General features: G+C 74.7%; 31 protein-coding genes. 18 read left to right on the top strand and 13 right to left on the bottom strand.

The genetic code is table 11. From position 1 onward, the window contains the following. Window positions 1-23: 23 nt before the first annotated feature. Window positions 24-911: an aminoglycoside phosphotransferase family protein gene (locus ABEB06_RS35195; protein WP_345700989.1), complete on the bottom strand. Its 888-nt coding sequence runs from the start codon at window positions 909-911 to the stop codon at window positions 24-26. A gap of 183 nt (window positions 912-1,094) precedes the next feature. Here ABEB06_RS35195 and ABEB06_RS35190 point away from each other — a divergent pair, with 183 nt between their 5' ends. The 9 genes from ABEB06_RS35190 (at window position 1,095) to ABEB06_RS35150 (ending at window position 4,885) form a co-directional block, all read left to right on the top strand. Beyond that, window positions 1,095-1,514, top strand: coding sequence for a helix-turn-helix transcriptional regulator (locus tag ABEB06_RS35190; RefSeq protein ID WP_345702090.1), 420 nt, complete (start codon window positions 1,095-1,097; stop codon window positions 1,512-1,514). Window positions 1,515-1,523: 9 nt separating this feature from the next. Further along, on the top strand, window positions 1,524-1,934 hold the full coding sequence (locus ABEB06_RS35185; protein ID WP_345700988.1) for a VOC family protein: 411 nt from the start codon (window positions 1,524-1,526) through the stop codon (window positions 1,932-1,934). 191 nt (window positions 1,935-2,125) lie between these two features. After that, complete coding sequence (locus tag ABEB06_RS35180; RefSeq protein WP_345700987.1) at window positions 2,126-2,938, top strand: class I SAM-dependent methyltransferase; 813 nt, start codon at window positions 2,126-2,128, stop codon at window positions 2,936-2,938. A gap of 49 nt (window positions 2,939-2,987) precedes the next feature. Continuing rightward, the gene (locus ABEB06_RS35175) at window positions 2,988-3,134 is read left to right on the top strand and encodes a hypothetical protein (protein WP_345700986.1); all 147 of its coding nucleotides are present in this window, start codon (window positions 2,988-2,990) and stop codon (window positions 3,132-3,134) included. 100 nt (window positions 3,135-3,234) lie between these two features. Further along, the gene (locus ABEB06_RS35170) at window positions 3,235-3,576 is read left to right on the top strand and encodes a hypothetical protein (protein WP_345700985.1); all 342 of its coding nucleotides are present in this window, start codon (window positions 3,235-3,237) and stop codon (window positions 3,574-3,576) included. Between the two features lie 80 nt (window positions 3,577-3,656). After that, window positions 3,657-3,830, top strand: coding sequence for a hypothetical protein (locus ABEB06_RS35165; protein ID WP_345700984.1), 174 nt, complete (start codon window positions 3,657-3,659; stop codon window positions 3,828-3,830). Continuing rightward, complete coding sequence (locus tag ABEB06_RS35160; RefSeq protein ID WP_345700983.1) at window positions 3,827-4,003, top strand: hypothetical protein; 177 nt, start codon at window positions 3,827-3,829, stop codon at window positions 4,001-4,003. Before ABEB06_RS35165 ends, ABEB06_RS35160 begins: the two co-directional genes overlap by 4 nt. Window positions 4,004-4,196: 193 nt before the next feature. Next, complete coding sequence (locus tag ABEB06_RS35155) at window positions 4,197-4,529, top strand: hypothetical protein (protein ID WP_345700982.1); 333 nt, start codon at window positions 4,197-4,199, stop codon at window positions 4,527-4,529. Then, entirely contained in the window at window positions 4,526-4,885 is a 360-nt protein-coding gene (locus tag ABEB06_RS35150; RefSeq protein WP_345700981.1) for a hypothetical protein, read from the top strand. Before ABEB06_RS35155 ends, ABEB06_RS35150 begins: the two co-directional genes overlap by 4 nt. On the opposite strand, the gene ABEB06_RS35145 is transcribed toward ABEB06_RS35150, so the two are convergent. The 3 genes from ABEB06_RS35145 to ABEB06_RS35135 all read right to left on the bottom strand — a co-directional run bounded on the left by ABEB06_RS35145 (window position 4,882) and on the right by ABEB06_RS35135 (window position 6,610). Continuing rightward, window positions 4,882-5,112 (bottom strand): hypothetical protein, encoded by a 231-nt coding sequence (locus tag ABEB06_RS35145; protein WP_345700980.1) that lies wholly within the window; start codon window positions 5,110-5,112, stop codon window positions 4,882-4,884. The two genes, ABEB06_RS35150 and ABEB06_RS35145, sit on opposite strands and share 4 nt — an antisense overlap. A 50-nt stretch (window positions 5,113-5,162) precedes the next feature. Next, complete coding sequence (locus ABEB06_RS35140) at window positions 5,163-6,119, bottom strand: hypothetical protein (RefSeq protein ID WP_345700979.1); 957 nt, start codon at window positions 6,117-6,119, stop codon at window positions 5,163-5,165. Between the two features lie 83 nt (window positions 6,120-6,202). Then, window positions 6,203-6,610, bottom strand: a complete 408-nt coding sequence (locus tag ABEB06_RS35135) for a peptidase inhibitor family I36 protein (protein ID WP_345700978.1) — start codon at window positions 6,608-6,610, stop codon at window positions 6,203-6,205. A 442-nt stretch (window positions 6,611-7,052) separates the two neighbouring features. Here ABEB06_RS35135 and ABEB06_RS35130 point away from each other — a divergent pair, with 442 nt between their 5' ends. From ABEB06_RS35130 to ABEB06_RS35105, 6 genes are all read left to right on the top strand, one after another. Then, entirely contained in the window at window positions 7,053-8,315 is a 1,263-nt protein-coding gene (locus ABEB06_RS35130) for a glycerophosphodiester phosphodiesterase (RefSeq protein ID WP_345700977.1), read from the top strand. Between the two features lie 62 nt (window positions 8,316-8,377). Further along, window positions 8,378-8,947, top strand: a complete 570-nt coding sequence (locus tag ABEB06_RS35125) for a TetR/AcrR family transcriptional regulator (protein ID WP_345700976.1) — start codon at window positions 8,378-8,380, stop codon at window positions 8,945-8,947. Between the two features lie 83 nt (window positions 8,948-9,030). Continuing rightward, window positions 9,031-10,113, top strand: a complete 1,083-nt coding sequence (locus ABEB06_RS35120) for an SDR family oxidoreductase (RefSeq protein ID WP_345700975.1) — start codon at window positions 9,031-9,033, stop codon at window positions 10,111-10,113. A 123-nt stretch (window positions 10,114-10,236) separates the two neighbouring features. Next, window positions 10,237-11,229: a sphingomyelin phosphodiesterase gene (gene sph / locus ABEB06_RS35115; RefSeq protein WP_345700974.1), complete on the top strand. Its 993-nt coding sequence runs from the start codon at window positions 10,237-10,239 to the stop codon at window positions 11,227-11,229. A 106-nt stretch (window positions 11,230-11,335) separates the two neighbouring features. Next, window positions 11,336-13,714, top strand: a complete 2,379-nt coding sequence (locus tag ABEB06_RS35110; RefSeq protein ID WP_345700973.1) for a glycoside hydrolase family 65 protein — start codon at window positions 11,336-11,338, stop codon at window positions 13,712-13,714. 7 nt (window positions 13,715-13,721) lie between these two features. After that, window positions 13,722-15,110, top strand: coding sequence for an NADP-dependent succinic semialdehyde dehydrogenase (locus tag ABEB06_RS35105; protein ID WP_345700972.1), 1,389 nt, complete (start codon window positions 13,722-13,724; stop codon window positions 15,108-15,110). A gap of 24 nt (window positions 15,111-15,134) precedes the next feature. Here the strand turns inward: ABEB06_RS35105 and ABEB06_RS35100 are convergent, their stop codons facing one another. Next, on the bottom strand, window positions 15,135-15,395 hold the full coding sequence (locus tag ABEB06_RS35100; RefSeq protein ID WP_345700971.1) for a hypothetical protein: 261 nt from the start codon (window positions 15,393-15,395) through the stop codon (window positions 15,135-15,137). Between the two features lie 111 nt (window positions 15,396-15,506). Between ABEB06_RS35100 and ABEB06_RS35095 the strand changes: the two genes are divergently transcribed. Continuing rightward, window positions 15,507-16,181: a hypothetical protein gene (locus ABEB06_RS35095; RefSeq protein ID WP_345700970.1), complete on the top strand. Its 675-nt coding sequence runs from the start codon at window positions 15,507-15,509 to the stop codon at window positions 16,179-16,181. On the opposite strand, the gene ABEB06_RS35090 is transcribed toward ABEB06_RS35095, so the two are convergent. Together ABEB06_RS35090 and ABEB06_RS35085 are read right to left on the bottom strand one after the other, a co-directional pair. After that, window positions 16,171-16,761, bottom strand: coding sequence for a TetR/AcrR family transcriptional regulator (locus ABEB06_RS35090; RefSeq protein WP_345700969.1), 591 nt, complete (start codon window positions 16,759-16,761; stop codon window positions 16,171-16,173). The two genes, ABEB06_RS35095 and ABEB06_RS35090, sit on opposite strands and share 11 nt — an antisense overlap. Before the next feature lie 62 nt (window positions 16,762-16,823). After that, window positions 16,824-17,591 (bottom strand): SDR family NAD(P)-dependent oxidoreductase, encoded by a 768-nt coding sequence (locus ABEB06_RS35085; RefSeq protein WP_345700968.1) that lies wholly within the window; start codon window positions 17,589-17,591, stop codon window positions 16,824-16,826. 136 nt (window positions 17,592-17,727) lie between these two features. Between ABEB06_RS35085 and ABEB06_RS35080 the strand changes: the two genes are divergently transcribed. After that, window positions 17,728-18,354 carry an NAD(P)-dependent oxidoreductase gene (locus ABEB06_RS35080; protein WP_345700967.1) on the top strand — a complete coding sequence of 209 codons (627 nt, stop codon included), beginning with the start codon at window positions 17,728-17,730 and terminating at the stop codon, window positions 18,352-18,354. A gap of 30 nt (window positions 18,355-18,384) precedes the next feature. On the opposite strand, the gene ABEB06_RS35075 is transcribed toward ABEB06_RS35080, so the two are convergent. Then, the gene (locus ABEB06_RS35075; protein WP_345700965.1) at window positions 18,385-19,290 is read right to left on the bottom strand and encodes an EamA family transporter; all 906 of its coding nucleotides are present in this window, start codon (window positions 19,288-19,290) and stop codon (window positions 18,385-18,387) included. Between the two features lie 216 nt (window positions 19,291-19,506). On the opposite strand from ABEB06_RS35075, the gene ligD reads away from it, so the two are divergent. Next, on the top strand, window positions 19,507-20,436 hold the full coding sequence (gene ligD, locus ABEB06_RS35070) for a non-homologous end-joining DNA ligase (protein ID WP_425559734.1): 930 nt from the start codon (window positions 19,507-19,509) through the stop codon (window positions 20,434-20,436). Between the two features lie 7 nt (window positions 20,437-20,443). On the opposite strand, the gene ABEB06_RS35065 is transcribed toward ligD, so the two are convergent. The 5 genes from ABEB06_RS35065 to ABEB06_RS35045 form a co-directional block, all read right to left on the bottom strand. Then, window positions 20,444-21,715, bottom strand: coding sequence for an MFS transporter (locus tag ABEB06_RS35065; protein ID WP_345700964.1), 1,272 nt, complete (start codon window positions 21,713-21,715; stop codon window positions 20,444-20,446). 43 nt (window positions 21,716-21,758) lie between these two features. Then, window positions 21,759-22,238 (bottom strand): NADPH-dependent FMN reductase, encoded by a 480-nt coding sequence (locus ABEB06_RS35060; RefSeq protein ID WP_345700963.1) that lies wholly within the window; start codon window positions 22,236-22,238, stop codon window positions 21,759-21,761. Between the two features lie 93 nt (window positions 22,239-22,331). Further along, on the bottom strand, window positions 22,332-24,002 hold the full coding sequence (locus ABEB06_RS35055) for a tetratricopeptide repeat protein (RefSeq protein WP_345700962.1): 1,671 nt from the start codon (window positions 24,000-24,002) through the stop codon (window positions 22,332-22,334). Between the two features lie 27 nt (window positions 24,003-24,029). Beyond that, window positions 24,030-24,407 (bottom strand): hypothetical protein, encoded by a 378-nt coding sequence (locus ABEB06_RS35050; RefSeq protein ID WP_345700961.1) that lies wholly within the window; start codon window positions 24,405-24,407, stop codon window positions 24,030-24,032. Between the two features lie 6 nt (window positions 24,408-24,413). Then, window positions 24,414-25,655 carry a hypothetical protein gene (locus ABEB06_RS35045; RefSeq protein WP_345700960.1) on the bottom strand — a complete coding sequence of 414 codons (1,242 nt, stop codon included), beginning with the start codon at window positions 25,653-25,655 and terminating at the stop codon, window positions 24,414-24,416. Between the last annotated feature and the right edge of the window lie 3 nt (window positions 25,656-25,658).

Raw genomic sequence — 25,658 nt, 5'->3', positions numbered from 1 at the left:
CCGCCAGGCGGGCTCGCGGGCGCCTACTCCCCCTCCAACAGCCCGCCCACCGCGCGCTGCGCCGCCGCCACCATCGCGGGGCTGCGCCGCCGGTAGTACTGCAGCTCCATCAGGGCGACCGACACCGCCCAGCCCCGCCCGCGCGCCCACATCGCCTCGTCCGCGCCGGCCGCCGCCCGGAGCTCCTTCCGTGCCCCGCCCGGCAGCACGTACCAGGCGGGGAGCAGGTCCACCGCCGGGTCGCCGAGCCCGAAGCAGCCGAAGTCGATCACCGCCCCGAGCCGCCCGCCGGGCCCCAGCAGCATGTTGCCGGACTGCAGGTCGGCGTGGATCCACACCGGCTCGCCCGGCCGGTCCGGCGCCTCCAGGGCCGACTCCCAGACGGCGAGCAGTGCGCCCGGGTCCGGCACCAGGTCCGCTGCCGCCGCCAGCGCCGCGCGCGTGGCCGCGTCCCGCGAGGCGAGCGACTCGCTGCGGTACGCGGCGTGGCCGCCGGCCGTGCCCGCGCCGTGCAGTGCCCGTACGAAGGCGCCGAGCTCCCCCGCCAGCGCCTCGGGCTGCTCCAGCCGCCCCGGCACGGGCACCTCGCCGTCCAGCCACCGGTGCACCGCCCACGCCCACGGGTACGCGGCGTCCGCCTCGCCCAGCGCCACCGGCTCCGGCACCGCCGTCGGCAGCAGCGGCGCCAGCCGGGGCAGCCACGCGTCCTCGCGCGCCAGGTCCTCGGCCGCGGCGGCGATCCTCGGCAGCCGGACGGACAGCCCGTCCCCCAGCCGGTAGATCACGTTGGACGTCCCGCCCGAGCGCACCCGCGCCACCGGCAGCCCCGCCCACTGCGGGAACTGCTCAGCCACCAACCTCCGGACCAGCGCCTCGTCGATCTCCGGCTCACCCTCGTGCAGCCTGCTCATCCGCCCCGCCCCCTCCCGATCAAGACCGTCCACGCTACCCGCGCCCGCTCCCCGGGGCATCCGACATATCGGCCGGGTCGACTTGTCCGCGCCGCGGGGTACCGTCGGAAGAGGTGGCGCCGCTGTCGGGCCCACCGATCCGCCCGGTGGGCCGAACCTGGAGTACGCGTCGTGAACAACAAGGTGCCGCTCGACGACCTGGTCCGGCTGCGCCGCGCCCGGGACAGGATGGACCGCGACTACGCCGAGCCCCTAGACGTCCCCGCGCTCGCCCGGGTCGCCCTGATGTCGGCGGGGCACTTCTCGCGCAGCTTCCGCGCCGCGTTCGGCGAGACGCCGTACAGCTACCTCATGACCCGCCGGATCGAACGGGCGAAGGCGCTGCTGCGGCGCGGCGACCTGTCCGTCACCGAGGTGTGCATGGCGGTCGGTTGCACCTCGCTCGGCTCGTTCAGCACCCGGTTCACCGAACTGGTCGGCGAGAGCCCCAGCGCGTACCGCGCCCGCGACCACCGGCACAGCGCCGCCATCCCCGCCTGCATCGTCAAACTGCACACCCGTCCCGTCAGGAACGGAGAAGCCAAAGCCGCCGGCCGTCCGTAGCGTGAAGCCATGGAAAACAAGCTCTCGCAGTGCTTCATCGCCGTCGACGACCACGAGAAGGCCCTCGCCTTCTACCGCGACGCCCTCGGCCTCGAGGTCCGCAACGACGTCGGCTTCGAGAACATGCGGTGGGTGACCGTCGCCTCCCCCTCCCAGCCGGACGTCGAGATCGTCCTCGAACCCCCGCTCGCCGACCCGAACGCCTCCGACGCCGACCGGCAGGCCGTCGCCGAGCTGATGGCCAAGGGTCTGCTGCGCGGCGTCATCTTCCGCACCGACGACGTCGACGCCACCTTCGAGAAGGTCCGCGCCACCGGCGCCGACGTCCTCCAGGAGCCGATGGACCAGCCGTACGGCGTCCGCGACTGCGCCTTCCGCGACCCGGCCGGCAACATGGTCCGCATCAACCAGCCCAAGTAGTCCCGCCCGGCCGGCCACCGGCACGGCCCGCCGTCGGGCGCCGCCCTCTCCACCAGGAGAGGGCGGCGCCCCCGCACGTCCCGGCCGCTCCTCCCCGTCCCGGGTGGGCCGGGGCCGTCCTGCGTGGGCTAGGGTCGCTCCCGGCCGCGACCTTGATCATCCGCGCGGCGCGACCGGGGAGGGACCGAACGATGACGACGACCGCATTCGACGCCTACGAGCGCCGCACCTGGGCCGGACGGGCCGAAGCGTACGCGGGGAGCTTCGCGCGACTCTGCGCCCACCCCGTGCCGCAACTGCTCGACGCCGCCGCGGTCGGCGACGGCACCCGCCTCCTCGACGTCGGCACCGGGACCGGCACCGTGGCCGCCGCCGCCTGCGAACGCGGCGCCGAGGTCACCGCCGTCGACGCCGAACCCAGCATGCTCGCCCTCGCCGCGCAGGCCGCGCCGGCCGCCGGGGTGCTGCCCGCCACCCTCCCCGAACTCCCCTTCGAGGACGGGACGTTCGACGCCGTCGTCGGCAACTTCGTACTCAACCACGTGGGCCGCCCGCGCCAGGCCCTCACCGAACTCCGCCGCGTGCTGCGCCCCGGCGGCCGACTCGCCCTCACCATCTGGGCCGTCCCCGCCCCGCCCGGCCAGGCCCTCCTCGGCCGCGCCGTCGAAGCCGCCGGCCTCACCCGGCCCGCCCACCTGCCCCCGCTCGCCACCGAGGACGACTTCACCCGCACCCCCGACGGCCTCACCGCCCTCCTCACCGCCGCCGGCCTCCACGACGCCACCTGCACCACCCTCGCCTGGGACCACCGCGCCACCCCCGACGAATGGTGGAGCGGCCCGGAAGCCGGCGTCGCCTTCATCGGCCAACTCCTCCTCGCCCAAACCCCCGAGACCCGCGCCGAGGTCCGGCGCCACTTCGACACCCTCGCCCAGCCGTTCCTCGCCCCCGACGGCCTGCTCACCCTCCCCCACGCCGCCCTCCTCACCACCGCCCACCGCTGACCCCCTCCGCCTGACGGTCATCGCTCCGGCCATGCGTACGATCGCCCCCGTGAACGAAACGCAGGACATAGTCCAGTGGATGATCCATCTGCTCTGGAAGGACACGGCCCGGCAACTCGGAGTTGTCGCCCTCACCCTCGTCGGCATCGCCTCCCTCGCCCGGATCGAGCGGTCACGACGGACAGCGGGACGTTGACAGGCCCGGCCCTCGCGCGATCGGCGCCGAACCCCGGCGCACCGGAGAGATCACCGGCTAGGGTGGCCAGGTGCGTTCTACCGGGGGAAGGGACCAGCACATGACGAGGCGTCTTGTTCTGCTGATCGCGGCGATGTTGACCATCGCCGCCTGCAGCTCGGGCGGATCCGCCGACGGCGACGGCGAGTTGGCCTGCGCACTGGTGCGGAAGCTGCCCGACCGGATGCCCGACCAGCCGTCCGGCGACTCCTCGGACCACTCCTTCGACGTCGCGCTGGGCCGACTGAACACGGCTGCGGAACTGGCCCGGGTGGCCGCCCTCCAGGACACCAAGTACCAGCCGCTCGCCGACAACCTCGCCACCGCCCGGCAGACGTTCTCCACCACCTTCGACATCCACCGCGCCGAACCGGGCATCAAGCAGGCCCGCACCCACTGCTGACCACCGCCGGGCCCGCCCGCGCGTCCGACCTGCGCGAAACCGGGATGCCCTGAACGTCCGCCACTGCGACACTGGCCGCCGTGACGCGACCCGAACTCTCCGAACTCGACCACCTGCGAGAGACGGAACGGCTCGCCGACGCGGTCGTGTCCGCCGCCTCGGCCGAGGGCCTGCTCCCGTACGAGCCCGACGCCGGGGAGGCGACGCGCCTGCAGCGGGCCGTGAACGCGCTCGGCTTCGGCGGCCGGCCGTGACCTGGGAGGGAGTGCGCGAGCAGGTACTGGCCCTGCGGGAGGCGCCGTTCCCGCACCGGGCCTTCGGCGTCGGCGGGGCGGGGTCCGGGCGCGCCATCCACCTGGACCGGCCTCTCAGCGAGGCCGAGGTGGCAGCAGCCGAGCTGGAGCGACGCGTACGGAGGCGACCCTGAAGGGCGTCGTCTCCGCCCGCCGGCCGTACGCGCGAAGCCGCGTGGACGGTTCGCCCGCTGGTTCGGGGGGTGACGGCCCCGGTTGGGCCCGGGTGGGCGGTCCGCTCCCGCCGGTGGGCTCGTGGCGCTACCGTCGTCAGTGCGGGCCCGGGCCGGGTCCGGGTGGGTCGAGCGGGAGAGGGCGGTGGTGGGGATGAGCGCCCAGCCCACCGAGCACGGTGGGGGCCGTTTCGGGCTGCCGCCGATGGACACCGTGCAGGAGCTGCGGGCCGCGCTGCGGGCCGGCCACGGCTTCCCCGGTGACGCCGAGCGCCTGGACGGCGAGCTCGCCGCCCAGTTGCTGCGCCGGGTGCCGGTCGACCGGGTGGTCGACGTCGACGAGCTCGGCACCGTCGTCGACCTGGCCACGGTCGCCGAGATCCTGGCGGCCTACCGCGGCCGGGTGCTGCTGGCCGCCGACCCGGACGCCGTCGACGCGGTCGACCGGGCCGTCGCCGACCTGCTCGACCGGTCGGGCGCCGAGTGAGCGACCCGGACCACCAGGACGGCGACGCCGTCTCCGTCGTCACCGACCGGGCGGCCCGGCGGGCCAAGGAACTGGGCGCGGAGAACGTCCTGGAGCGGCTGCGCCGCGAGCTGCAGTTCCGGCCCCGTCTGGGCCGGCCGATCCGCACGGTCACCGAGGGCGGGTTGCGGGTCGAGCTGTACTCCACCCGCATCGAGGGCGACCCGGCCGCCGGCCGTCCCGCCGTCGACGTGGTCCATGCCTACTCCCCCGCACCACCGCGGCCGCCCACCGTGCGGATCGCCGCCGTCGTCCCCGAGGACCCGCCCCGGCACCACTCCCGCCCGCGGGGAGTCGACCCGACCGGGGGCCGCTAGCCGCTCTGCCGCATGGCGAACAGTTCCAGGTGGCCGCAGTGCGGGCAGCGGAAGGCGTCGATCTGGAAACGGGGCCGGCCCAGCCGCTTGGCGCCGCCGAGCGGGCCGCGCTCCAGCGGGCCGGCCACCCAGCGGGCGTAGCCGAGGCTGCCCTGGCCGCTGTCCTCGACGAAGCCTTGGTCGAGTCCGGTGTTCCCGCAGTGGGTGCACCTCAGGTCCGTGGTCACGGTGGGAGTGTAGGTCGGACCCGTGGCGGCGGGACAGGGGCCGGGATGCGTCAGCCGAGCAGTTGCTCGGCGCGGACGAGGGCCTGGTGCCACTGGTCGGCGACCGCGCGCAGCTGGGGTTCCCGGTCCTTGATCAGGGCGTTCTGCTGCTCGATCTCCACGGTCTGCCAGGCCGTCAGGTAGCCGGTGCTGCGCTTGCACTCCACGTCGCGCACGGCGACCGCCTTCTCGCGGGCGTCCGGCGTGGGGCCGACGCCCGGTGCGCCGGGGCGCCAGGCCGGATCGCCGGCGGCCTGGTGCGGGTCGGCGTAGTCGTAGCCGGAGCCGTGCATGCAGGCGCTCCACTTGGCGTCCGCGTCCTTGGCGCGCGGGTCGGCGGCGGTCTTGTTCCAGCCTTCCTGGACGGCGGTCTCCACGGCGTCGGTGCCGTCGGCGTACCCGCTCGGCAGGCCGAGCCGCTGTTCGGCCTCGCCGCGGCAGCCGCCCCGGCCGGCTTCCTGCGGGGTGGTCGCACCGGGCTTCTCCCCGGTGTACGCGGCGACGACGGCCTCGGTCATGGCCGCGTTCCGCGCCTCGACGGCGCGCTTGCGCTCGGCGAGTTGCTCGGCGGTCACCCCGGCCGGGGGCGGTACGCGGTAGCCGGTCGCGGCCACGGTGCGGGCGTCGCTGACGCCGTACCGCCGTTCGTCGCTGTCGTGCTCGACGCCCTGTGCGGCGGGCCTGGCGGGCCAGGTCAGGCCCTGGGCGCGCATGCAGTCGGCGGCGATCCGGTCGGCGGCCTGCTGGAGGTGGTCCTGCTGGGCCGCGGTGAGGCGGTACGCGTCGAGGGGCAGGACGGGGACGACCGCCCCGGCGACGGTCCGGGTCGGCAGTGCGGACGAGAAGGCGCTCGGTTCGGCGGGCGGCCGGTCGGCCTGGCAGCCGGTGACGGCCGTGACGGCGGTGACGGCGCAGAGCAGCGCGGCCGCGCCGAGCAGCCGGGGCCGGGGCCGGGGACGCAGGGCCACGTGGTTCTCCTGGATTCTGGAATTCCGGTCGGACGGCACGGGAAAGGGGCGCCCCCGTCATTTCGGGGGCGCCCCGGAATTCGTTACGGGCAGCCGGCGTTCGAGGTGAAACAGTGCGAGCTGAAGGCGTTGTTGAAGATGGTGTTGAGGGCGTTGAACTTGCCGCCGCCGGGCACGACCTTGACGCTGCCGGTGTAGTTGGCGCCGGTGAACAGCTTCAGCGAGCTGTCGGGGTCTCGGTTCCAGACGGACCCGACGCTGTCGTTGATCGGCATCTCGGTCCCGTAGTACGTGCCGGTGTAGCTGGGCTTGCTGTACAGGGTGTCGTACACCCAGCCCGCGTAGTCGTACGTGTAGTAGAGGCACGCCTCGCCGCCGCCGGCGGACTCGCAGACGCCGTTGTAGCTGCCGGCCGAGGCGGTGCCGGCCATGCCGACGGTGAGCGCGGCGGCGCCGAGCACGCCGACGACGGCCTTCTTGAAAGCTCGCATTCCCCACTCCTTGTAAAGGATGAAACGGACCCGAACTGTCTGTCGCGGAACTGAAGTTCACCAGCTCGCAACAATTCGATCCTATGCGTGCGCACATCCTTGACCAGAGCCATAACCAGCCATTGCCAAGCACCGCCCCGGGCATGACATCCGCCCGGCATCCGGAGACCGCTCGTCAACAGTCGGACGTTCGCGTGACAAATGGAACGGCTCGCGGAGCCAAACGTGAAGCGGACCACAGGGACCGGCGTGAAGGGAGTGGCTGGAATCAACGGCACTGCGGCAGGTCCGGAGCGGGGACTGCGCGGAGTTGGTGCGGGCTTCCGCCGGAGTTCACCCGGGGCGGGGCGTGGGGCGCCTAGGGTCCCCGGAGGGCCCCGCGGCGGCACCCGAAGCAGCGCGCGGGGCACGTCAGCGCCGATTCGCCACCGGGGAGAGCCAGATGACGCACCGTCCGATCGACGACCCGACCGCCTCGCGCCGGTCGTTCCTGCGCGCGAGCGGCGCGGTGGGCCTGGGCGCGGTCGCGCTCGGCGCCGGCGCGTCGCAGGCGTTCGCGGACGACAGCCTGGGCGGCCGGCCCGGCCAGGGCAACGAGGGCCGCCAGGGCGACGAGGGCGGCGGCGACGGCCGGCGGGCCGGCACCCGCCCGCCCGTCCGCACCGGCACCGCGCTGGACCGCCTGCCGCACCCGCTGGTGGTCGCGCACCGCGGTGCGAGCGGCTACCGCCCGGAGGAGACGCTCGGCGCGTACGAGCTCGCGCTGGAGCTGGGCGCGGACGTGATCGAGCAGGACCTCGTCCCCACCAAGGACGGGCACCTGGTCGTCCGGCACGAGAACAACATCGCCGAGACCACCGACGTCGCGGACCACAAGGAGTTCGCGGCCCGCCGCACCACCAGGACCGTGGACGGCACGGCGATCACCGGCTGGTTCACCGAGGACTTCACCCTCGCCGAGCTGCGCACCCTGCGCGCCAAGGAGCGCCTGCCGCTGCAGCGCCAGCGCAACACGCTCTACGACGGCCGCTGGGCGGTGCCGACCTTCCGCGAGGTGGTGGAGTTCGCCGACAGGCGCTCACGCACCCTCGGCCGCGACGTGTGGCTGTACGTGGAGACCAAGCACCCCTCCTACTTCCGCTCGATCGGCCTGCCGCTGGAGGAGCGCCTGGCGGACGAGCTGCGCCGCGGCGGCCTGGCGGGCCGGGGCGGCCGGGCGATCCTGCAGTCCTTCGAGCCGAGCAGCCTGCAGCGCCTGGCGAAGCTGGTCGACAACCCGCGGATCCAGCTACTGGGCGCCGCCAACACCCAGCCGTACGACTTCGTGCTGGCGGGCGACAGGCGGACGGTGGCGGACCTGGTGACGAAGGAGGGGCTGCGCTGGATCGCCTCCTTCGCGCACGGCATCGGCCCGACCACCCAGCTGATCGCGCCGGTCGACGCGACGGGCAGGCTGCAGCCGTCCACCACCCTGGCGCCGGACGCGCACGCGGCCGGGCTGCTGCTACACCCGTACACGGTGCGCAACGAGAACTCCTTCCTCCCCGCGGACTTCCGCAAGGGCACCGACCCGGCGGCGTACGGCGACGCGATCGGCTGGGCGCGGTACCTGTACGAGCAGGGCGTGGACGGCTTCTTCACCGACAACGCGGACACCTCCCTCCTCGCCCGCGCCGACTTCTGGGCCTCGCGCGGCGTGAGCTGACGGCCGGCCCGGCCCCGGACGGGCCTCGACAGGAATATGGCGATCGGTCTACTGTTTCCGGCATGGGAGCGAAGGGCGAGGAGACCCGGGCCCGGCTGGTCGCGGCCACCCGGCAGCTGATCGAGGCACAGGGCTACTACGGCACCGGCCTCAACCAGGTGCTGGCGGAGAGCGGCGCGCCGCGCGGTTCGCTGTACTTCCACTTCCCCGAGGGGAAGGACCAGCTGGTCGCCCAGGCGCTGGCCGAGGCCGGGCGGGACGTGGCGCTGCTCATCGCCGGGATGACCGGCGGCGAGCTGTCCGCCGCCGAGGTGGTGCGCGGGCTGCTGGACGCCTTCGGCGAGCGGATGGAGCAGTCCGGGTACGCCAGGGGCTGCCCGCTGGCCACCGTGGCGCTGGAGACGGCGGCCGGGCACGAGGAGCTGCGGCGGGTCTGCGGGAGCGCGTACGCCGAGTGGCAGGGCGCGCTCGCGGACCGGCTGGTCCGCGACGGCCGCGACCGCGACTCGGCGGACGCGGCGGCCGGCTCGGCGCTCGCCCTGGTGGAGGGCGCGCTGCTGCTCGCCCGGGTGCAGCACAGCCGCCTGCCGCTCGTGCAGGCCGCGCGCGCGGTCGACCTGCTGCTCGCCTGACCTGCGGGGAATCCGCGCCCACACCCTTCCATCGCTTCAAAATATGCAGATCGGTCCACTTAAATACCACAGGGAGCTGCACCATGACCGCACTCGTCCTCGGCGCCAACGGCTTCATCGGCCGCTGGCTGACCCTCCACCTGCTCACCCGCGAGGACACCGCCGCCCCCGTCACCGCCGCCGTCCGCGGCGAGGACACCGCCCTGCGCGCCTGGCTGCGCGACCACGGCGCGGACGACCGCGCGCTGACCACCGTCCGCGCCGACGTCTCCCGCCCCGACCTGGGCCTCTCCCCCGCCGACCACGAGCACCTGTCCGCCGCCACCCGCGACGTGTACAACCTGGCCGCGCTCTACCGCTTCGGCCTGACCCGCGCCGAGGCGGCGGCGGTCAACGCGGACGGCGCGGCACACACCGTCCGCTGGGCGGCGGGACTGCCCCGGCTGCGGCGCCTGGTGCACCTGTCCGGCTACCGGGTGGGCCTCGCGCCGTCCACGGCCTACCCGCTGCCGGACGCGGACGAGCGCTACCGCACCGAGGGCGCGTACGAGGCGTCCAAGCGCGAGGGGGACGCGGCGGTGCGCGTCCTCGCGCCGCGGCTGGGGGTGCCGGTGACGGTGGTCAATCCGGCCGTGGTGATCGGGCACTCGGTGACCGGCGAGTGCGAGCAGTTCCTCGGCCTGGCGCCGTTGGTCGAGCAACTGCACGAGGGCCGGCTGCCGGCGCTGGCGGGCAGCCGGCGGACGTTCGTCCCGGTGGTCGCGGTGGACCACCTGGCCGCGTTCCTGGCGGCCGTCCCGGAGCACGACATCGAGCCCCTGCAGCTGCACACCGTCCTGGACCCGGCGACCCCGCCGCTGCCGGAGCTGGTCGGGACGGTGGCCCGGCACCTGGGCGTGCGGGCGCCGCGCCTCACCGTGCCGCTCGCCCTCGTGCGGCTGCTGCCGGAGCGGCTGACCGGGGTCGACCGGGAGGCGCTGTCGTTCCTGTCGGAGGACCGGTACGACACCGCGTCGGCCGAGCGCCTGGAGGCGGCGGCCGGCCTGGCGCACCCGCCGGTGGACGAGCTGCTCGGCCGGTGGGCGGCCCGTCTGGTGGCCGACCGGTCGACCGTCCGGGACCGGCCCGCCCGATCGGCCCCGCGAGCGGCGACTACCGGCCAGTAGCTTCTGTTTCGGCCGAGTTCACCCGATGCTCGACCGATGTCTTGTAGCGCGTACGCGGGCCCGAGTTGACTACACAACAGCCCGCGAGTTGACGGGCACTCGACATACCTTTCCGGAGCATCCATGCCCCAGACCCACCCTCGTCGCGCCACGCGGCTGACCGCCGCCGTCGCCACCGCCGCCGCCCTGGCGACCGGCCCGCTGGCCGCCGCGCCGGCCCGCGCGGAGACCGCGCCGGCCACCGTGGCACCGCTCGACGTGCTGACGTACAACGTCTTCCTGATGAGCAAGAACCTCTACCCGAACTGGGGCCAGGACCACCGCGCCAACGCGATCGCGACCGCGGACTTCTTCCAGGGCCACGACGTGGTGGTCCTGCAGGAGGCGTTCGACAACGCCGCCTCCGACGCGCTGACCGCCAAGGCCTCGGCCGCGTACCCGTACCACACCCCCGTGGTCGGCCGGTCGACCGGCGGCTGGGACGCGACCGGCGGCAACTACAACGCGGCCACCCCCGAGGACGGCGGCGTCACGCTGCTCTCCAAGTGGCCGATCCTGCGCAAGGAGCAGTACGTCTTCAAGGACGCGTGCGGCGCCGACTGGTGGTCGAACAAGGGCTTCGTCTACGCCGTGCTGAACGTCGACGGGCAGCGCACCCACGTGGTCGGCACCCACCTGCAGTCCACCGACTCGGGCTGCTCCGGCGGCCAGCCGGCCACCGTGCGGGCGGCGCAGCTGGACGCGATGAAGGCGTTCCTGGACGCCAAGAACATCCCGGCGAGCGAGCCGATCGTGATCGCGGGCGACCTGAACGTGAACTCGCACGACTCCGAGTACCCGTCGATGCTGGCGCACGGCAACCTGGCGCCGGCCTCCACCCGGGACGGCTGGACGAACTCCTTCGACACGGTGGACAACTCCATCGCGGCCTACCGCTACCCGGGTGAGCCGAAGGAGGACCTGGACTACGTCCTGTACCGGGCCGACCACGCCCGCCCGCAGGCGTACACCAACACCGTGCACCGCTTCCACTCCTCGCCGTGGACGGTGACCAGCTGGTTCAAGGACTACACGTACACCGACCTCTCGGACCACTACCCGCTGATCGCGGGCTGACCGGCACGACCGGTGCGACACCGTTCCGCCCCGGGCAGGCGCCCGGGGCGGAACGGGTTCAGGGTGGACGTAGCCGGGCCCGTCCGCCCTCCGGAGGTGCAGTGCCGTGATCGTCCACCCCGCGTACCCGGTCGATCCGTGGTGCCTGCGCGAGGAGCGGCTGGACACCGACGTGCTGGCGCAGAGCGAGTCGCTGTTCGCGCTGTCCAACGGGCACCTGGGCTGGCGGGGCACGCTGGACGAGGGCGAGCCGCGCGGCCTGTCCGGCAGCTACCTGAACGGCGTGTACGAGGGGCACCGGCGGCACGCCCCGGAGCCGCAGTACGGCAGCCCGGAGACCGAGCAGACGGTGGTCGACGTCACCGACGGCAAGCTGGTCCGGCTGCTGGTCGACGACGAGCCGTTCGACCTGCGGTACGGCCGCCTGCGCGGCCACCGGCGGGTGCTGGACCTGCGCTCGGGCGTGCTGGAGCGGGTGGTGGAGTGGACCTCGCCGTCGGGCCGGACGGTCCGGGTGCGGTCCTGGCGGCTGGTGTCGCTGACCCAGCGGGCGATCGGCGCGATCGCGTACGAGGTGGAGCCGGTGGACGGCGAGGCGCGGATCGTGCTGCAGTCCGAGCTGCTGGCCAACGCCACCGCGCCCACCGACGACGACGCCGTGCTGGTCGGCGAGGAGCACGCCGCGCAGGGCACCGCCCTGCGCCTGGTGCACCGGACCCGGCACAGCGGGCTGCGGGTGGCGGTGGCGGCGGAGCACACCCTCGACGGCCCCTCGGGCACCGCGGTGCAGGCCTCCGCAGGGCCGGACCTGGCGCGGCTGACGGTGACCTCGCGGCTGCGGCCGGGGCAGGTGCTGCGGCTGGAGAAACTGGTGGCGCACGGCTGGTCGGCGGTGCGCTCGCGCCCGGCGGTGGCCGACCAGGTGGACGCGGCGCTGACCGTCGCCCGCGACACCGGCTGGGACGGCCTGGTGGCCGAGCAGCGGCGGTTCCTGGACGCGCTCTGGGCGGGCGCGGACGTCCGGGTGGACGGGGACGAGGAGCTGCAGCTGGCGGTGCGGTTCGGGCTGTTCCAGGTGGTGCAGGCGGCGGCCCGGGCGGAGGAGCGGGCGGTGCCGGTGAAGGGGCTGACCGGCCCGGGGTACGACGGGCACTGCTTCTGGGACAGTGAGCTGTTCGTGCTGCAGGTGCTCTGCTACACCTTCCCGTCGGCGGTCGCCCCGGCGCTGCGCTGGCGGCACCGGACGCTGCCGGCCGCGCTGCGGCGGGCGGCGCGCCTGGGCCTGGAGGGCGCGGCGTTCCCCTGGCGGACCATCAACGGCGAGGAGGGGGCGGGGTACTGGCCGACCGGGCTGGCGGCGTTCCACGTGAACGCGGACATCGCGGACGCGGTGGTGCGCTACACCTCCGCCACCGACGACCTGCTGTTCGACCGGGAGGCGGGCCTGGAGCTGCTGGTGCACACGGCGCGGCTGTGGCACTCGCTGGGGCACGTCGACCACCGGGGCGCCTTCCACCTGGACGGGGTGACCGGCCCGGACGAGTACAGCGCGGTGGTGGACGACAACGTGTTCACCAACCTGATGGCCCAGCAGAACCTGCGGGCGGCGGCGGACGCTGCCGAGCGCAACGCCGACCTGGCGCTGGCGCTCGGGGTGAGCGACGCGGAGACGGCGGCTTGGCGGGACGCGGCGCTGCACCTGGCGCTGCCGTACAACGGGCTGCTGGGGGTGCACGAGCAGTCCGCGGGGTTCACCGGGCACCAGGTGTGGGACTTCGAGGGGACCCCGCCGGACGCGTACCCGCTGTGGCGGCACCGGTCCTACTTCCAGCTGTACCGCAAGCAGGTGGTCAAGCAGGCGGACCTGGTGCTGGCGATGCAGCTGCGCGGGGAGGCGTTCAGTCCGGCGCAGAAGGCCCGCAACTTCGCGTACTACGAGGCGCTGACGGTCCGGGACTCCCCGCTGTCGGCGCACAGCCAGGCGGTGCTCGCGGCCGAGGTGGGGCAGCTGGAGCTGGCGTACGACTACCTGGCCGAGAGCGCCCTGACGGATCCGGCCGACCCGGAGCGCGACACCCGCGACGGCCTGCACCTGGCGGCGCTCGCCGGGACGTGGATCGGCCTGGTCGCCGGGTTCGGCGGGATGCGGCACCACGGGGACGCGCTCACGTTCGCGCCCCGGCTGCCGGGGCGGCTGACCGGGCTCTGCTTCACCGTGCGCTTCCAGCGGCGGCTGGTGCGCGTCGAGGTGGCGGCCGAGCGGGCCGAGTACCGGCTGCTGGACGGACCCGAGCTGGAGCTGTGGCACCACGGCGAGCCGTTCACGCTGACCCGGGACGCACCGGTCACACTGCCCGTACCCGAACCGCGTCCGCTGCCCAGGGCCGTCCAGCCGCCCGGACGCCGGCCGGTCCGCCGCACGCCCGAACCGCCCGAACCGCCCGAACCGCCCGAAGCACCCGAACCGCCCGACGACGAGGAGTGACCCCGCCATGCCGATCGCCACCGTCAACCCGGCCACCGGCCAGACCCTGGAAACCTTCGCTCCATTCAGCCTGGACGAGGTCGAACGGCGCCTCGCCCTCGCCGAGCGGACGTACGCGTCCTGGCGGACCACCGGCTTCCCCGAGCGCGCCCGGCTGCTGCACCGGGCCGCCGACCTGCTGGACGAACGGCAGGAGGACATCGCCCGCACCATGACGCTGGAGATGGGCAAGCCGATCGGCGCGGCCCGCGCGGAGGCCGCCAAGTGCGCCAAGGCGATGCGCTGGTACGCCGACCGCTCGCACACGCTGCTCGCCGACGAGCGCCCGGCGCCCGAGGACGTCGCCGACTCGGGCGGCACCGGCGCGTACGTGCGCTACCGGCCGCTCGGCCCGGTGCTCGCGGTGATGCCGTGGAACTTCCCGTTCTGGCAGGTGGTGCGGTTCGCGGCGCCCGCGCTGATGGCGGGCAACGTGGGGCTGCTCAAGCACGCGTCCAACGTGCCGCGCACCGCGCTGGCGCTGGAGGAGCTGTTCCTGGCGGCCGGCTACCCGGAGGGGTGCTTCCAGACGCTGCTGATCGGCTCCGCCGGGGTGGAGGGCGTCATCCGCGACCGTCGGGTGGCGGCCGTGACGCTCACCGGCAGCGAGGGCGCGGGCCGCGCGGTCGCGGCGGTCGCCGGCGACGAGGTGAAGAAGACCGTCCTGGAGCTCGGCGGCAGCGACCCGTTCCTGGTCATGCCCTCCGCCGACCTGCCCGCCGCGGTCGCCAAGGCCGTCACCGCGCGGGTGCAGAACAACGGCCAGTCCTGCATCGCCGCCAAGCGCTTCATCGTGCACGCCGAGGTGTACGCGGCGTTCCTCGCCGCCTTCACCGACCGGATGCGCGAGCTGGTCGTCGGCGACCCGATGGAGGAGGCCACCGAGGTCGGCCCGCTCGCCACCAGCCAGGGCCGCGCCGACCTGGAGGAGCTGGTCGCCGACGCGGTCGCGCAGGGCGCCGTCGTCGAGTGCGGCGGCGAGCGGCCCGAGGGCCCGACCGGCTGGTACTACCTGCCGACCGTGCTCTCCGGGGTGACGCCCGGGATGCGGATCCACCACGAGGAGGCGTTCGGCCCGGTCGCCACCGTGTACCGCGCGGAGAGCCTGGCGGAGGCCGTCGCGATCGCCAACGACTCGCCGTACGGCCTGAGTTCCAACGTCTGGACGACCGACCCGGCCGAACAGGCGGAGTGCGTCCGGGACCTGCAGGCCGGCGGGGTGTTCTTCAACGGCATGACCGCCTCGCACCCCGCCTTCCCGTTCGGCGGCACCAAGCGCTCAGGCTACGGACGGGAGCTGTCCGGGCACGGCATCCGCGAGTTCTGCAACATCACCACCGTCTGGAACGGCCGCTGACGCCGCACCCCCGCGGGGCCGGCGTCAGGCGAGGCGGTGCTGCGCCGCCTGGTGCCGGCCCCAGAACTGGGCGACCAGCCCGACGAAGGTGATGAACCAGATCAGTGCGAAGACCCCTGTCATCGCCGGGTGGTTGTCGTACTGCACCGCCACCATGAGCACCCCGATCGACAGTGCGACCAGGAACACCAGCGAGGTGTTGTGCTTCGCCGTCACGAAGTCGTAGAAGCGCCGGAACACGTTCGGCCGCTTCGGCCGCTTCCCCGCAGTCACGCCCTGGGCCATCTCGCCCACCTCCGCTCGCGATCGTCCCCCGCCCTCCGAGTATCGCCCCGCCCCACCGGGGCGGCAGCTCCACACCGGAAACCCCTTGCGGCGCCTTGCCAGCGTCGCGGCATGACCGATCCCGTCCCCACCGGCCCCGTCCCCGTCCCCGGCGTGCGCACCCCGCTCGGGGTGCTCCGCTTCTCGGCGGTGGTGGACGGCCACCGGGTACCCGGCGCGGCGGAGGAGGCGACGGCCGACGGTCTCCGCTGGTCGCACCCGCGCTTCGGGCTGGAGCTCGTGGTCAAGCCCTTCGAACCGCCCTGCTCGGACCCGGACCTGGCGCGGCCCGTGGACGGCTGCTGGGGCGCGGTCTGGCGGGTCACCGCGCACGAGCCGCTGCACCGGGTGCGCCTCGCCGCCGCGTTCGCCGCCGTGCCGCCGGGGGTCGAGGCGCAGTGGGACGGCGGCCAGGGCCTCACCGCGGTCGAGCTCCACGACGGGCGGACCGTGCTCCACCTGGGCGGGCCGGACGACGAGGACCTGTGCCTCCGGGCCGGCGCCGACGTCCCGGCCCGCTGGGGCGGGCTGCTGGAGCAGGTCTACCGGCGGTCGGCGAAGTGGGGCTCCGAGGTGCGGCCCGACCACCGGGGGCTGGCCTGGGTGCTGCCGCCGATGGAGCCCGGCGAGCACGTCCTGGTACAGGCCGCGGTGGCCTGGCGCGAGCTCCGGCCGGACGACCCGGAGGACGACATGTCGACCTGGTGGGCGGTGCTGGTGAACCCGGAGCACGTCCTCAGGGGCTGAGCGCCGCCCGGACGGTGCGGGTGAGCGCGGGGACGGCGGCACGCAGGTCGCCGTCGGGACCGGTGAGTTCGCGGGCCAGCGCGTCGTAGGTCTCGAAACCTGTCAGCGCGGCGAGCAGCGCGCCGGCGTCCTCGGGGGCGTCGGGCAGGCGCGCGGTGAGGACGCGGGCGCCCTGGTGGCGGCGGGCGTCGCGCTCCGCGACGACCCGGCCGGTCTCCTCGTCGAGCGCGGCGAGGGCACGCAGTCGGCGGGTGCACAGCCGGTCTGCGGCCCAGAAGTCGCCGAACGCGGCGACGAAGCCGTCGACCGCCTGCCACGGGTCGGCGGTGGTGAACACCTCGGGGAGCCGGTCCAGGCCGCCCTCGGCGGCGAGCGCGTCGCAGACCGCCTCCAGCAGGCCGGTGCGCGATCCGAACTGGTAGTACACGGTGGCGCGGGCGACGTCCGCCCGGCGGGCGACCGCGTCGAGCGAGAGCGCGCCGGTCTCGGCGAGGTGCCCGCGGGCGGCCTCGACGATCCGGGCGCGCGTCTCCTCGACGTCCGCCTGCCGCTGTCCCATCCGGTACGACCGGGGGCTCATCGCCTCGCCTCCACTGCGTCTGATCGAGCTGGTGAGACTGGCAGTATCCCCCGGACGGCCGGTCAGAGGATCACGCGGCCGCCGCTTACGTCCAGCGTCTGGCCGGTGATCCAGCCGGACGCGCCGGAGGCGAGGAACAGCGCGGCGTCGGCGATGTCCCGCGGTTCGCCGAGCCGGCCGAGCGGGTGCGCGGCGGCCACCTGGCGCTGCACCTCGGGCGGCATCTGCGCGGCGGTCCGCTCGGTGCGCACCGCCCCGGGGGCGATCGCGTTGACCCGCACACCGTCCGCGGCGACCTCGGCGGCGAGGTGGCGGGTGAGCATCAGCACCCCGGCCTTGGCGGCCGCGTACGCCGCGCTCGCACCGCCGGGCAGGCGGCCGGCTGTGGAGGCCATGGTGACGACCGAGCCGCGGCGCCGTCCGACCAGGCCGGGCAGGAAGGCGCGGACGGTGAGGAAGGTGGCGGTGAGGTTGCCGTCCAGGACCGAGCGCCAGTGCTGCTCGCTCTCCCGGACCGTCGGCACGGGGTGGCCGTCGCCGCCCGCGAAGGCGGCGAGCACCTCGACCGGTCCGAGCCGCTCGGCGACGGCGGCGGCCGCCCGGGCGAGCGCGTCGGCATCGGTGCAGTCGGCGGTGACGGCGAGCGCCTTCGCGCCGGCCGCGCGCAGCTGGTCCGCGACGGCGTCCAGCGCTGCGGTGTCGCGGCCGAGCACGGCGACGGCGGCACCCTGGCGGGCGAAGGCGCGGGCGGTCCCGGCGCCGATGCCCCGGCTGCCGCCGGTGATCACGACGACCTGGCCGGCCAGGTCGGGGTAGCGGGTGTCGTCCATGGTTCCTCACCCTTCGGTGCGGCGTGGTGGGTGTGGTTCACTGTTTTCAGTCATACAGCCTGTCTGACTGAATTGCCAAGGCCGACAGCGCGGCCACCGCCACCGTCGGCCCGCCGCCTTCCGGAAGGAACCACCGATGCGCATCGCCGTCCTGGGAGCCGCCTGCCGCACCGGCCGGCTCGTCACCGACCTCGCCCTCGCCGCCGGCCACCGGGTCACCGCCGTCGTCCGCGACCCCGCCAAGCTGCCCGCGTTCGCCCACGGCGCCCCCGAGGCGGTCCGGGCGGACGTCCAGCAGCCCGGCGCGCTGCGCGCCGCACTCACCGGGCAGGACGCCGTCGTCTCCACGCTCGGCACCGCGAGCCGCGCGGCCACCACCGTCTTCTCCGACGCCGCCCGCGAACTCACCGGCCTGCCGTGGCTGCGGCACGTCCTCGTGATGTCCTCGGCCGGACTGGAGAGCGACCACCTGCCGTTCGCCCAACGGGTGGTGACCCGGCTGGTGGTCGACCGCGTCTACCGCGAGGTGCACCACGACCTGCAGCGGATGGAGGGCGTTCTGGCCGCCTCCGACCTGCCGTGGACGGTCCTGCGCGTTCCGGTGCTCAAGGACGGCCCCGCCGCCCCCGAGCCCCTCACCGCCTATGACCGTCCGCTCCCCCGTGCCGGCACCGCCACCCGCGCCACCGTCGCCACCTGGCTGGTCGCCCACCTCTGCGACCCGGCGACCGTCCGCCACCGGATCGCCCTCGCCGACGGATGACCGGCCGACGGACGACCCGCCGACGGGTGATCAGCCGGCGCGTTCGCCCGCGGTGAGCAGCACCAGGCCGGCCGCCGACACCGCCAGGCCGCACCAGGACGCGGCGGGCAGCCGCTCACCGAGCACCACCACGCCCAGCACCGCCGCCACCGCAGGTTCGGCGAGGGTCAGCGCGGTGGCGGTCGCGGCGGGCGTGCGGCGCAGCCCGTACCCGAACAGGCGGTACGCGAGGAAGACCGTGAACAGCGCGAGGTAGCCGGCCACGGCGGCCCCGGCGCCGGTCGCCAGCCAGCGCGGGTCGAGGGCGAGCACCAGGGGGAGCACGGCCAGCCCGGCGCCGCCGAACAGCACGCCCATCACCGCGTCCGACGGCCGCCCGGCGCCGATCAGCCGCCCGCCGATCAGCGAGTACCCGGCGTACGCGAGCCCGGCTGCCGCCGCGAGCAGCACCCCCGCCAGGTCGATCCGCCCCGCGGCGCCGCCCAGCACCAGCAGCGCGCACCCGAGCACGGCGGCGGCCGTCCCGGCGGCCCAGCGGGCGGTCGGCCGGTGCCGGCCGGTGACCCGGGCGAGCAGGCCGGCGAAGACCGGGGCGCTGCCGAGGGCGATCACGGTGGCCACCGCGACGCCGGTGCGGGCGACGGCCGGGTAGAACGCCACCGGGTACCCGGCCACCGCCGGGACGCCGGCGGCGAGCAGCCACCGTTCGCGGCGGGTCCAGGTCGGGCGGGGGCGGCCGGCCAGGGAGGTCAGGTAGAGGAGCACGCCGCCGAGGGCGAGGCCCGCGCAGCCGATCGCGGCGGCGGGCGCCCCGGCGGGGGCGAGGGACGCGGTGGTCCCGGTGGTGCCCCACAGGACGGCGGCGCCGAGGACCGGCGCGGGGCCGGTCCGCAGGTCGGCGCGGGCAGGGGTGGGCGGGGAGGTGCGGTTCGGCACGGCGGTGACTCCTCCGTCGTCGCGGGCGTTCGGGATCTGCTCCGGAACGGGCGCACGGCGACGGGCCCCTCCGCGGGGCCGTCACACGGGTCGGATCGTCGCGCGCCCGGTCAGCCCGCGAGCGGCGGCAGGACGACGTGCCAGTAGCTGTTCACCCGGCGATCGTACCCGTCCGGCGGGCGCGGCCCGGGTCCGGCGGCGGGTACACGATCAGGTGTGGAGATCCGTCCGATGCTGGCCACGGCGAGTACGCGCCGCGCTTTCGACGAGCGCTGGGTACTGGAACGGAAACTCGACGGCGTCCGGGCCCTCGCCGAGCGGGACGGCGACCGGGTGCGGCTGTGGTCCCGGACCGGCAAGGCGTTGGAGGCCGGCTACCCGGAGCTGGTCGCGGCGCTCGCCGCCCAGCCCGTCCCGCGCTTCACCGTGGACGGCGAGATCGTCGCCCTCGACGGGGACGTCACCAGCTTCGCGCTGCTCCAGCAGCGGATGGGCCTGCAGGACCCGGTCCTCGCGGCGGCCAGCGGCGTCGCCGTCACGTACTTCCTCTTCGACGTGGTCTCCCTGATGGGGCACGACACCACCGCGCTGCCGCTGACCGACCGCAAGGCGCTGCTCGCCGAGTCGATCGCCTTCGCCGGCCCGCTGCGCTACACCGAGCACCGGCGGGCGCCGGCCGGGCCGGCGCCGCTCGCCGCGGCGTGCGCCGCGGGCTGGGAGGGGCTGATCGCCAAACGCGCGGACAGCCGGTACCTGCCGCGCCGCTCGGCGGACTGGCTGAAGCTCAAGTGCGAGGCCGGGCAGGAGCTGGTGATCGGCGGGTTCACCGACCCGGCGGGCTCCCGGGCCGGCTTTGGCGCGCTGCTGCTCGGCTACCACGAGGGCGGACGGCTGCGGTACGCCGGCAAGGTCGGCACCGGCTTCGACACCCGGACGCTCCACGCGCTGCGCGCCGTCCTGGACGGGCTCGTCCGCGCCGACAGCCCGTTCGGCGAGGACGTGCCGGTGCGCCGACCGCACTGGGTCGAGCCCCGGCTCGTCGCCCAGGTCGCGTTCACCGAGTGGACGCAGGACGGGCGGCTGCGCGCCCCGCGCTTCCTCGGACTCCGCCACGACCGTCCGGCCGGCGAGGTCGTCCGCGAATGACCGGCCGTCAGCCGGTCGCGGCCGCCTCCTCCGCCACCGCTTCGGTCTCCGCAGGCTTCTCCGGCTCCGCCGGCAGCGTCCGCACCGAGCGCAGCCCCAGCAGCGCCAGCGCACACGGCACCGCGACCGCCGACATCGCCACCAACCCCGTCCGCACGCCCACCACCTCCGTCAACGGGCCCGCCAGCGCGAGACCCAGCGGCATCAGCCCCGCCGACAGCAGGTGGTCGAAGGAACTCACCCGCGACAGCGACCGCTCCGGGATGTGCGTCTGCAGGGCGGTCTCCCACAGCACGAAGAACACCGACACCGCGACACCCGTCACCGCCTCCAGCACCGCGATCAGCACCACCGGACCGCCGCAGCCGATCACCACCGCCTGACAGGACGCCACCGCCAGCGCCGCGGCCGCCACCACCATCGGACGGTCCGGGCGCAGCCGGTACAGCCACAGGTCCCCGGCCAGCGCGCCGACCCCGAACGCGGCCGTCACCAGCGCCCAGCTGTTCGCGCCGCCCCACTCGCGGTCCGCGAGCACCGGACCGAGCACGAACACCGCCGGCAGCACCACCACGTGGTACATCGACATCCCCGCCATGCCCGCCCACACCCACGGGCGGCTGCGCACCTCGTCCCAGCCCTCGCGCAGCTCCCGCAGGAACGGCTCCCGCTCCGCCGGACGGTCCGCCGGACGCGCCACCCCCAACCGGGCCAGGAAGACCGCGCTCACCGCGAAACTCACCGCGTCGAACGCCAGCGCACCGCCCGGACCGACCGCCGCGATCAGCCCTCCCGCGACCGCCGGACCCACCACCACGCTGCCCGACATCACCACCCCGCGCAGCGCGTTCGCCTCACGCAGCCGCTCCGTCGGCACCAGCAGCGGCAGCAGCCCGCTCGACGCCGGCGTGAAGAACGCCGTCGCCGCCCCCGACACCGCCATCAGCGCGACCAGCTCGCCCACCCCGCAGCGGCCCGCCAGCAACAGCGCCGCCGCAGCCGCCTGCACCGCGAACCGCGCCGCGTCCGCCACCAGCATCACCCGGTGCCTCGGCAGCCGGTCCGCCCACACCCCGCCGACCGGCACCAGCAGGAGCAGCGGCACCAGCCCCGCCGCCGTCACCCACCCCACGTCCGCCGCCGAACCGCCCACCGACAGCACCGCGAACGGCAGCACCACGAACGTCACCCGGTCACCCAGCACCGACAGCGACTGCCCGAAGAACAACCGGGCGAACAACGGCTCGTCACGCAGAACCGACGGCAGGGCGAGTCTCACGGCAACACCGATCACGAAGCAGCAGGCAGGGCAGCCCACGACGCTAGACCAGCTCCCCGCCCCGCGGCACCCGCTTTTCCGCCGGGCTCGGAGTCGAGCGCCACGCGGTACCGCTCCGCGTCCCCGATCCCTGGCAAAGGGCGTTCCCCGGGCCCTGGGTGCCCTGGCCGGTCACGAGGCAGCCGACCGCCCGGCCGTCGAGGTAGGGGGCGGGGCGGTCGCGGAGCTCCTCCAGGTGGTCGAGGGCGTTCCTCAGCAGGCCGGAGACGGATCCGTGGCAGCAGGGCGATCCCAGCAGCAGGCCGTCTGCGGCGGCGACGGACCCGACCAGGTCGAGGGCCGCGCCGTCGGATGCCGCACCGGGGGTCCCGTGGAGCGGGAGGCGGAGGCGTTCACCGGTGAAGAGGTCCACCCGTGCGCCCAGCGCCTCGGCGTGGGCCGCCGCTCGGCGCAGCAGGCGCTCGGTGGACGAGGGGGTGGACGCGCTGCCGCACAGCGCGGCGATTCTGACCGGGCCTGTCATGGCGGCTGCCCCGCTTTCTGCTGGTCGGTTCGGATGCGGCGCGCGCGGCCGGATGCGGCGCGCGCGGCCGGACGCGGCGCGCGGCGGTCGCCGTCAGCCGGCGGCGGCGCATTCGGCGCTGAGGGCCTCCAGTTCCTCCCGGTCGGCGCCGGGCAGGGCGAGGGCGCGCCGGTAGTCGGCGAGGGCGAGGTCGGGGCGGCCGTCGGCCTGGTGGGCGATGCCGCGGTTGAGCAGGACGTCGGGGTCGTCGCCGATCAGGTCGAGGAGGGTGGTGAGGTCGGTGACGGCGTCCGGGTGGCGGCCCTGCGCGTGGTGGACGACGGCGCGGTTGAGGAGCGCGGCGGGGTAGTCGGGGTCGAGGGCGAGGGCGGCGTCGAGCGCTTCGCGGGCCCGGTCGAGTTCGCCGCACTGCAGGGCGACGGTGCCGCGCATGCAGAGCAGTCGGGGGTCCAGCGGGCGCAGGGCCAGCCCGGCGGTGACGTCGGCGTCCGCGGCCTCGAACTCCTCCAGGTCAAGGAGGAGTTCGGCGCGGGCGAGCCGGGTGTCGAGGTCGTCGGGTTCCATCTCCAGGACGTAGCCGAAGTCGGCGAGCGCACCCTTGGTGTCGCCGGCCTCGACGCGGGCGGTGCCGCGGTTGTAGTACAGCTCGGGGAAGGGCGGCGCGAGCTCGACCGCGCGGTCGTAGTCGGCGAGGGCGGCGTCGAAGTCGCCGCGGGTGCGGTGGATCCGGGCCCGCTCGGAGAGGTAGTCGGTGTAGTAGGGGTCGAGTTCGACCAGCGTGGAGTAGTCGGCGTACGCCTCGTCCAGCCGGTCGGTGGCGGTGAGCAACCGGGCCCGGTTGTAGAGCAGTTGGGAGCGGTGCAGCCGCCACTGCGCGTCGGTGAGCTTCGCGTCGAGCCGGGCGATGCAGGACTCGACCAGCTCCAGGGCCCGGCCGAGGTTGCCGCGGTGCATCTCGACCAGGGCGAGGCCGTTGTCGTGGAAGACGCTGTAGGTGAGCCGGTCGGCGGGGTCGGGGAGGATGCTCGCGATCGCGACGGCGTTGTTCTGCCAGCGCAGGGCGAGGTCGTGGTCGCGGGGCCGCAGGAAGCGGGTGTGCAGCATGGCGATGGAGTAGCTGGTCATCATGTGGACCTTGGGGTCCGTGAACCGCTGGATGACGTCGAGGTAGAGGTCCATCGACTGCTCGTGGCGGCCGAGCGGGATGCAGGCCGCGGCCGCCTGGTGGGTGAACTCCCAGAAGTCGTGCGGGTGGACGTCCGGGTCGGTGACGGCGCGGCCGCGCAGGCCGAGGTCGATCACCGCCGCCGAGAACCCGACCTCCACGCAGTGCCGCTGGGCCGCGAGCAGCGCGGTGCGGCCCGCCCCGGAGGGGTCGCTGCCGTGCTCGCGGTGGTACGTCAGCGCGCCGACCCGCACGCCCGGGTGGAGTTCGGCGGCCTCCAGCTCCTCGGCGCGCCGGTCGTGCAGGTGGGCCCGCAGCTCGGGCGGTGCCTGGCGGTAGGCGCGCAGCTCGGCGGGGTCGTCGGACGCGCAGTCGCCGCGGACGTACGCGCGCGCCAGCTCCTCGTCCGTGCGCACCGGCGGTTCTGCGCTCGACCCGTCCGCTTCCCGGGCCCGTTCGGCGCAGCGTTCGAGGGCGCGGTGGAGTTCCTCGGGCAGGTCGCCGGTGCCGGTGCGGACGGTCAGCCGCAGTCGGGCGGGGTCGGCCCGGCGCAGCAGGAGGGCGACCACTTCCTGGGTGGTCGGTTCGGCGCGGTCCACCTGGTGGAGGACGAGGTGCGGCGCGGGTTAGCCGGCCGTGTGCAGTCGGGCGGCGTGGGCGATCAGGAAGGAGACCACGCCCTGGCTCATGCAGCGGATCATCCCGGCGCCGAAGAACCGGGTGCGCTCCTCGAACGTGGACTCGATCGCCAGGGTCTGCGGCGCGGGGCCGATCAGGTCCGCCAGGTCGGGCATCCCGTACAGCAGCTCCACGCGGTGGAAGTCCACCAGGTCGGGCCACCGGCGGACGGCCTCGGGCAGCACGGCGCGCAGCACGGTGTCGACCCCGGTGTACGGCCCGCGCAGACGCCCGTGGCAGCCGGCGACGATCTCGCTGGCGGCAGGCTGCGCCGACTGCGGCGGCACCGCCGGGAGCTCGCTGACGATCCAGCGGTGACTGGGCATGTCGGTTCACCCTTCCATCGGGACGGTCGGAGTCGGTGCGGCCACGGGCGCCGCGGCGGACCCGCGCCCGGCGGGCCGGCGCTGCTCGCGGCGCTTGCGGCGGGCGAGGACGATCAGCGTGGCGCCCTGGGCCGCGTTCAGGAGCAGGGACAGCAGCGAGTCCCAGAAGTGCGCGTCGACGCGTCCGGAGCCGAGGGCGTGGGCGGCGATCCGCAGGTAGTCGAGGGTGATCGGGATGCTGGCGAAGGCGGTGATCCCCACCAGGACGCAGAACCCGAGCACGATGAACGGCCCGTAGAAGGTGCCGACCCGGCGGTCCTGCTCGGTCCACTGGTTCTCGTCGACCTGCCGCTCCGGACGGCCCAGCAGGCGCCAGATCCGGTTCCGCAGCACGGCCTTGGCGGCGTCGTGCAGGTCGTAGCAGTGCAGGGCGGTGGCGAAGACGTAGTACAGGTCGGTGCGCAGGTACAGCTGGAACTGCCAGCAGATCCGCATCACCACGGTGAAGCCGAGGGCGAGGCAGACCCGGCCGGTGGTGGAGAGGACGCCGTCGGCGTCGCGGCCGGCCTGGGCGATCAGGCCGAGTGCGGCCAGCACCACGGCGTCGCAGAGCATGCCGGCCAGGAACGGCAGGTAGCGCTTGCGGCGCTCGACGCTGAGCAGTCCGTTGGTCTCGGTCTCGGCCACGATGTAGGTCAGCCGGTTGCTCAGCCGCAGCTTGGTCGGCAGGCCCAGCCGGCGGCCGGCCAGGATGTGGAAGCCCTCGTGGGCGAGCAGCAGCGGCACCTGCCCGAAGGTGATCACCAGTTGGACCACCAGCAGCGACCTGACGAAGAAGATCTGCGACGGGTGCGGGCGCAGGTCGTCGTGCCCGGCGAGGGTCACCGACCACAGCGCCACGACCGCCAAGTAGCAGCACCACGCCACCGGGGAGAACGCCGCGCGGCCCAGCCCGCGGAACCGGACGGGCGCCGCGGGGGCGTCCGCCTGCTCGGCCCCGGCGTCGCGGACGAAGCCCAATTCACGGATCGTGTCGAGGAAATCCTCGACGTCGACCTCTTCCTCGAAGGTCTCCTCGTACCACTCGGCCGCCCGGTCCGGGGGCATCCCCTCGGCGATCCTCCGGAGCAGCTCCGCGCCGTCCGCCGGAAATACCGCGTACGAGCCGGTGTCGAGTCGGCCGACCAGCACCTCGTCGCCTTCCGGAACGAAACTCAACTCGTGCAGCGCGATGGTCGATTCGCTCACGGT

Origin of the sequence: Kitasatospora terrestris (assembly GCF_039542905.1) — a bacterium.
Taxonomy (GTDB): domain Bacteria; phylum Actinomycetota; class Actinomycetes; order Streptomycetales; family Streptomycetaceae; genus Kitasatospora; species Kitasatospora terrestris.
The sequence above is the reverse complement of the archived record's forward strand: the minus strand, read 5'-3'. Positions and strand labels throughout refer to the sequence as shown.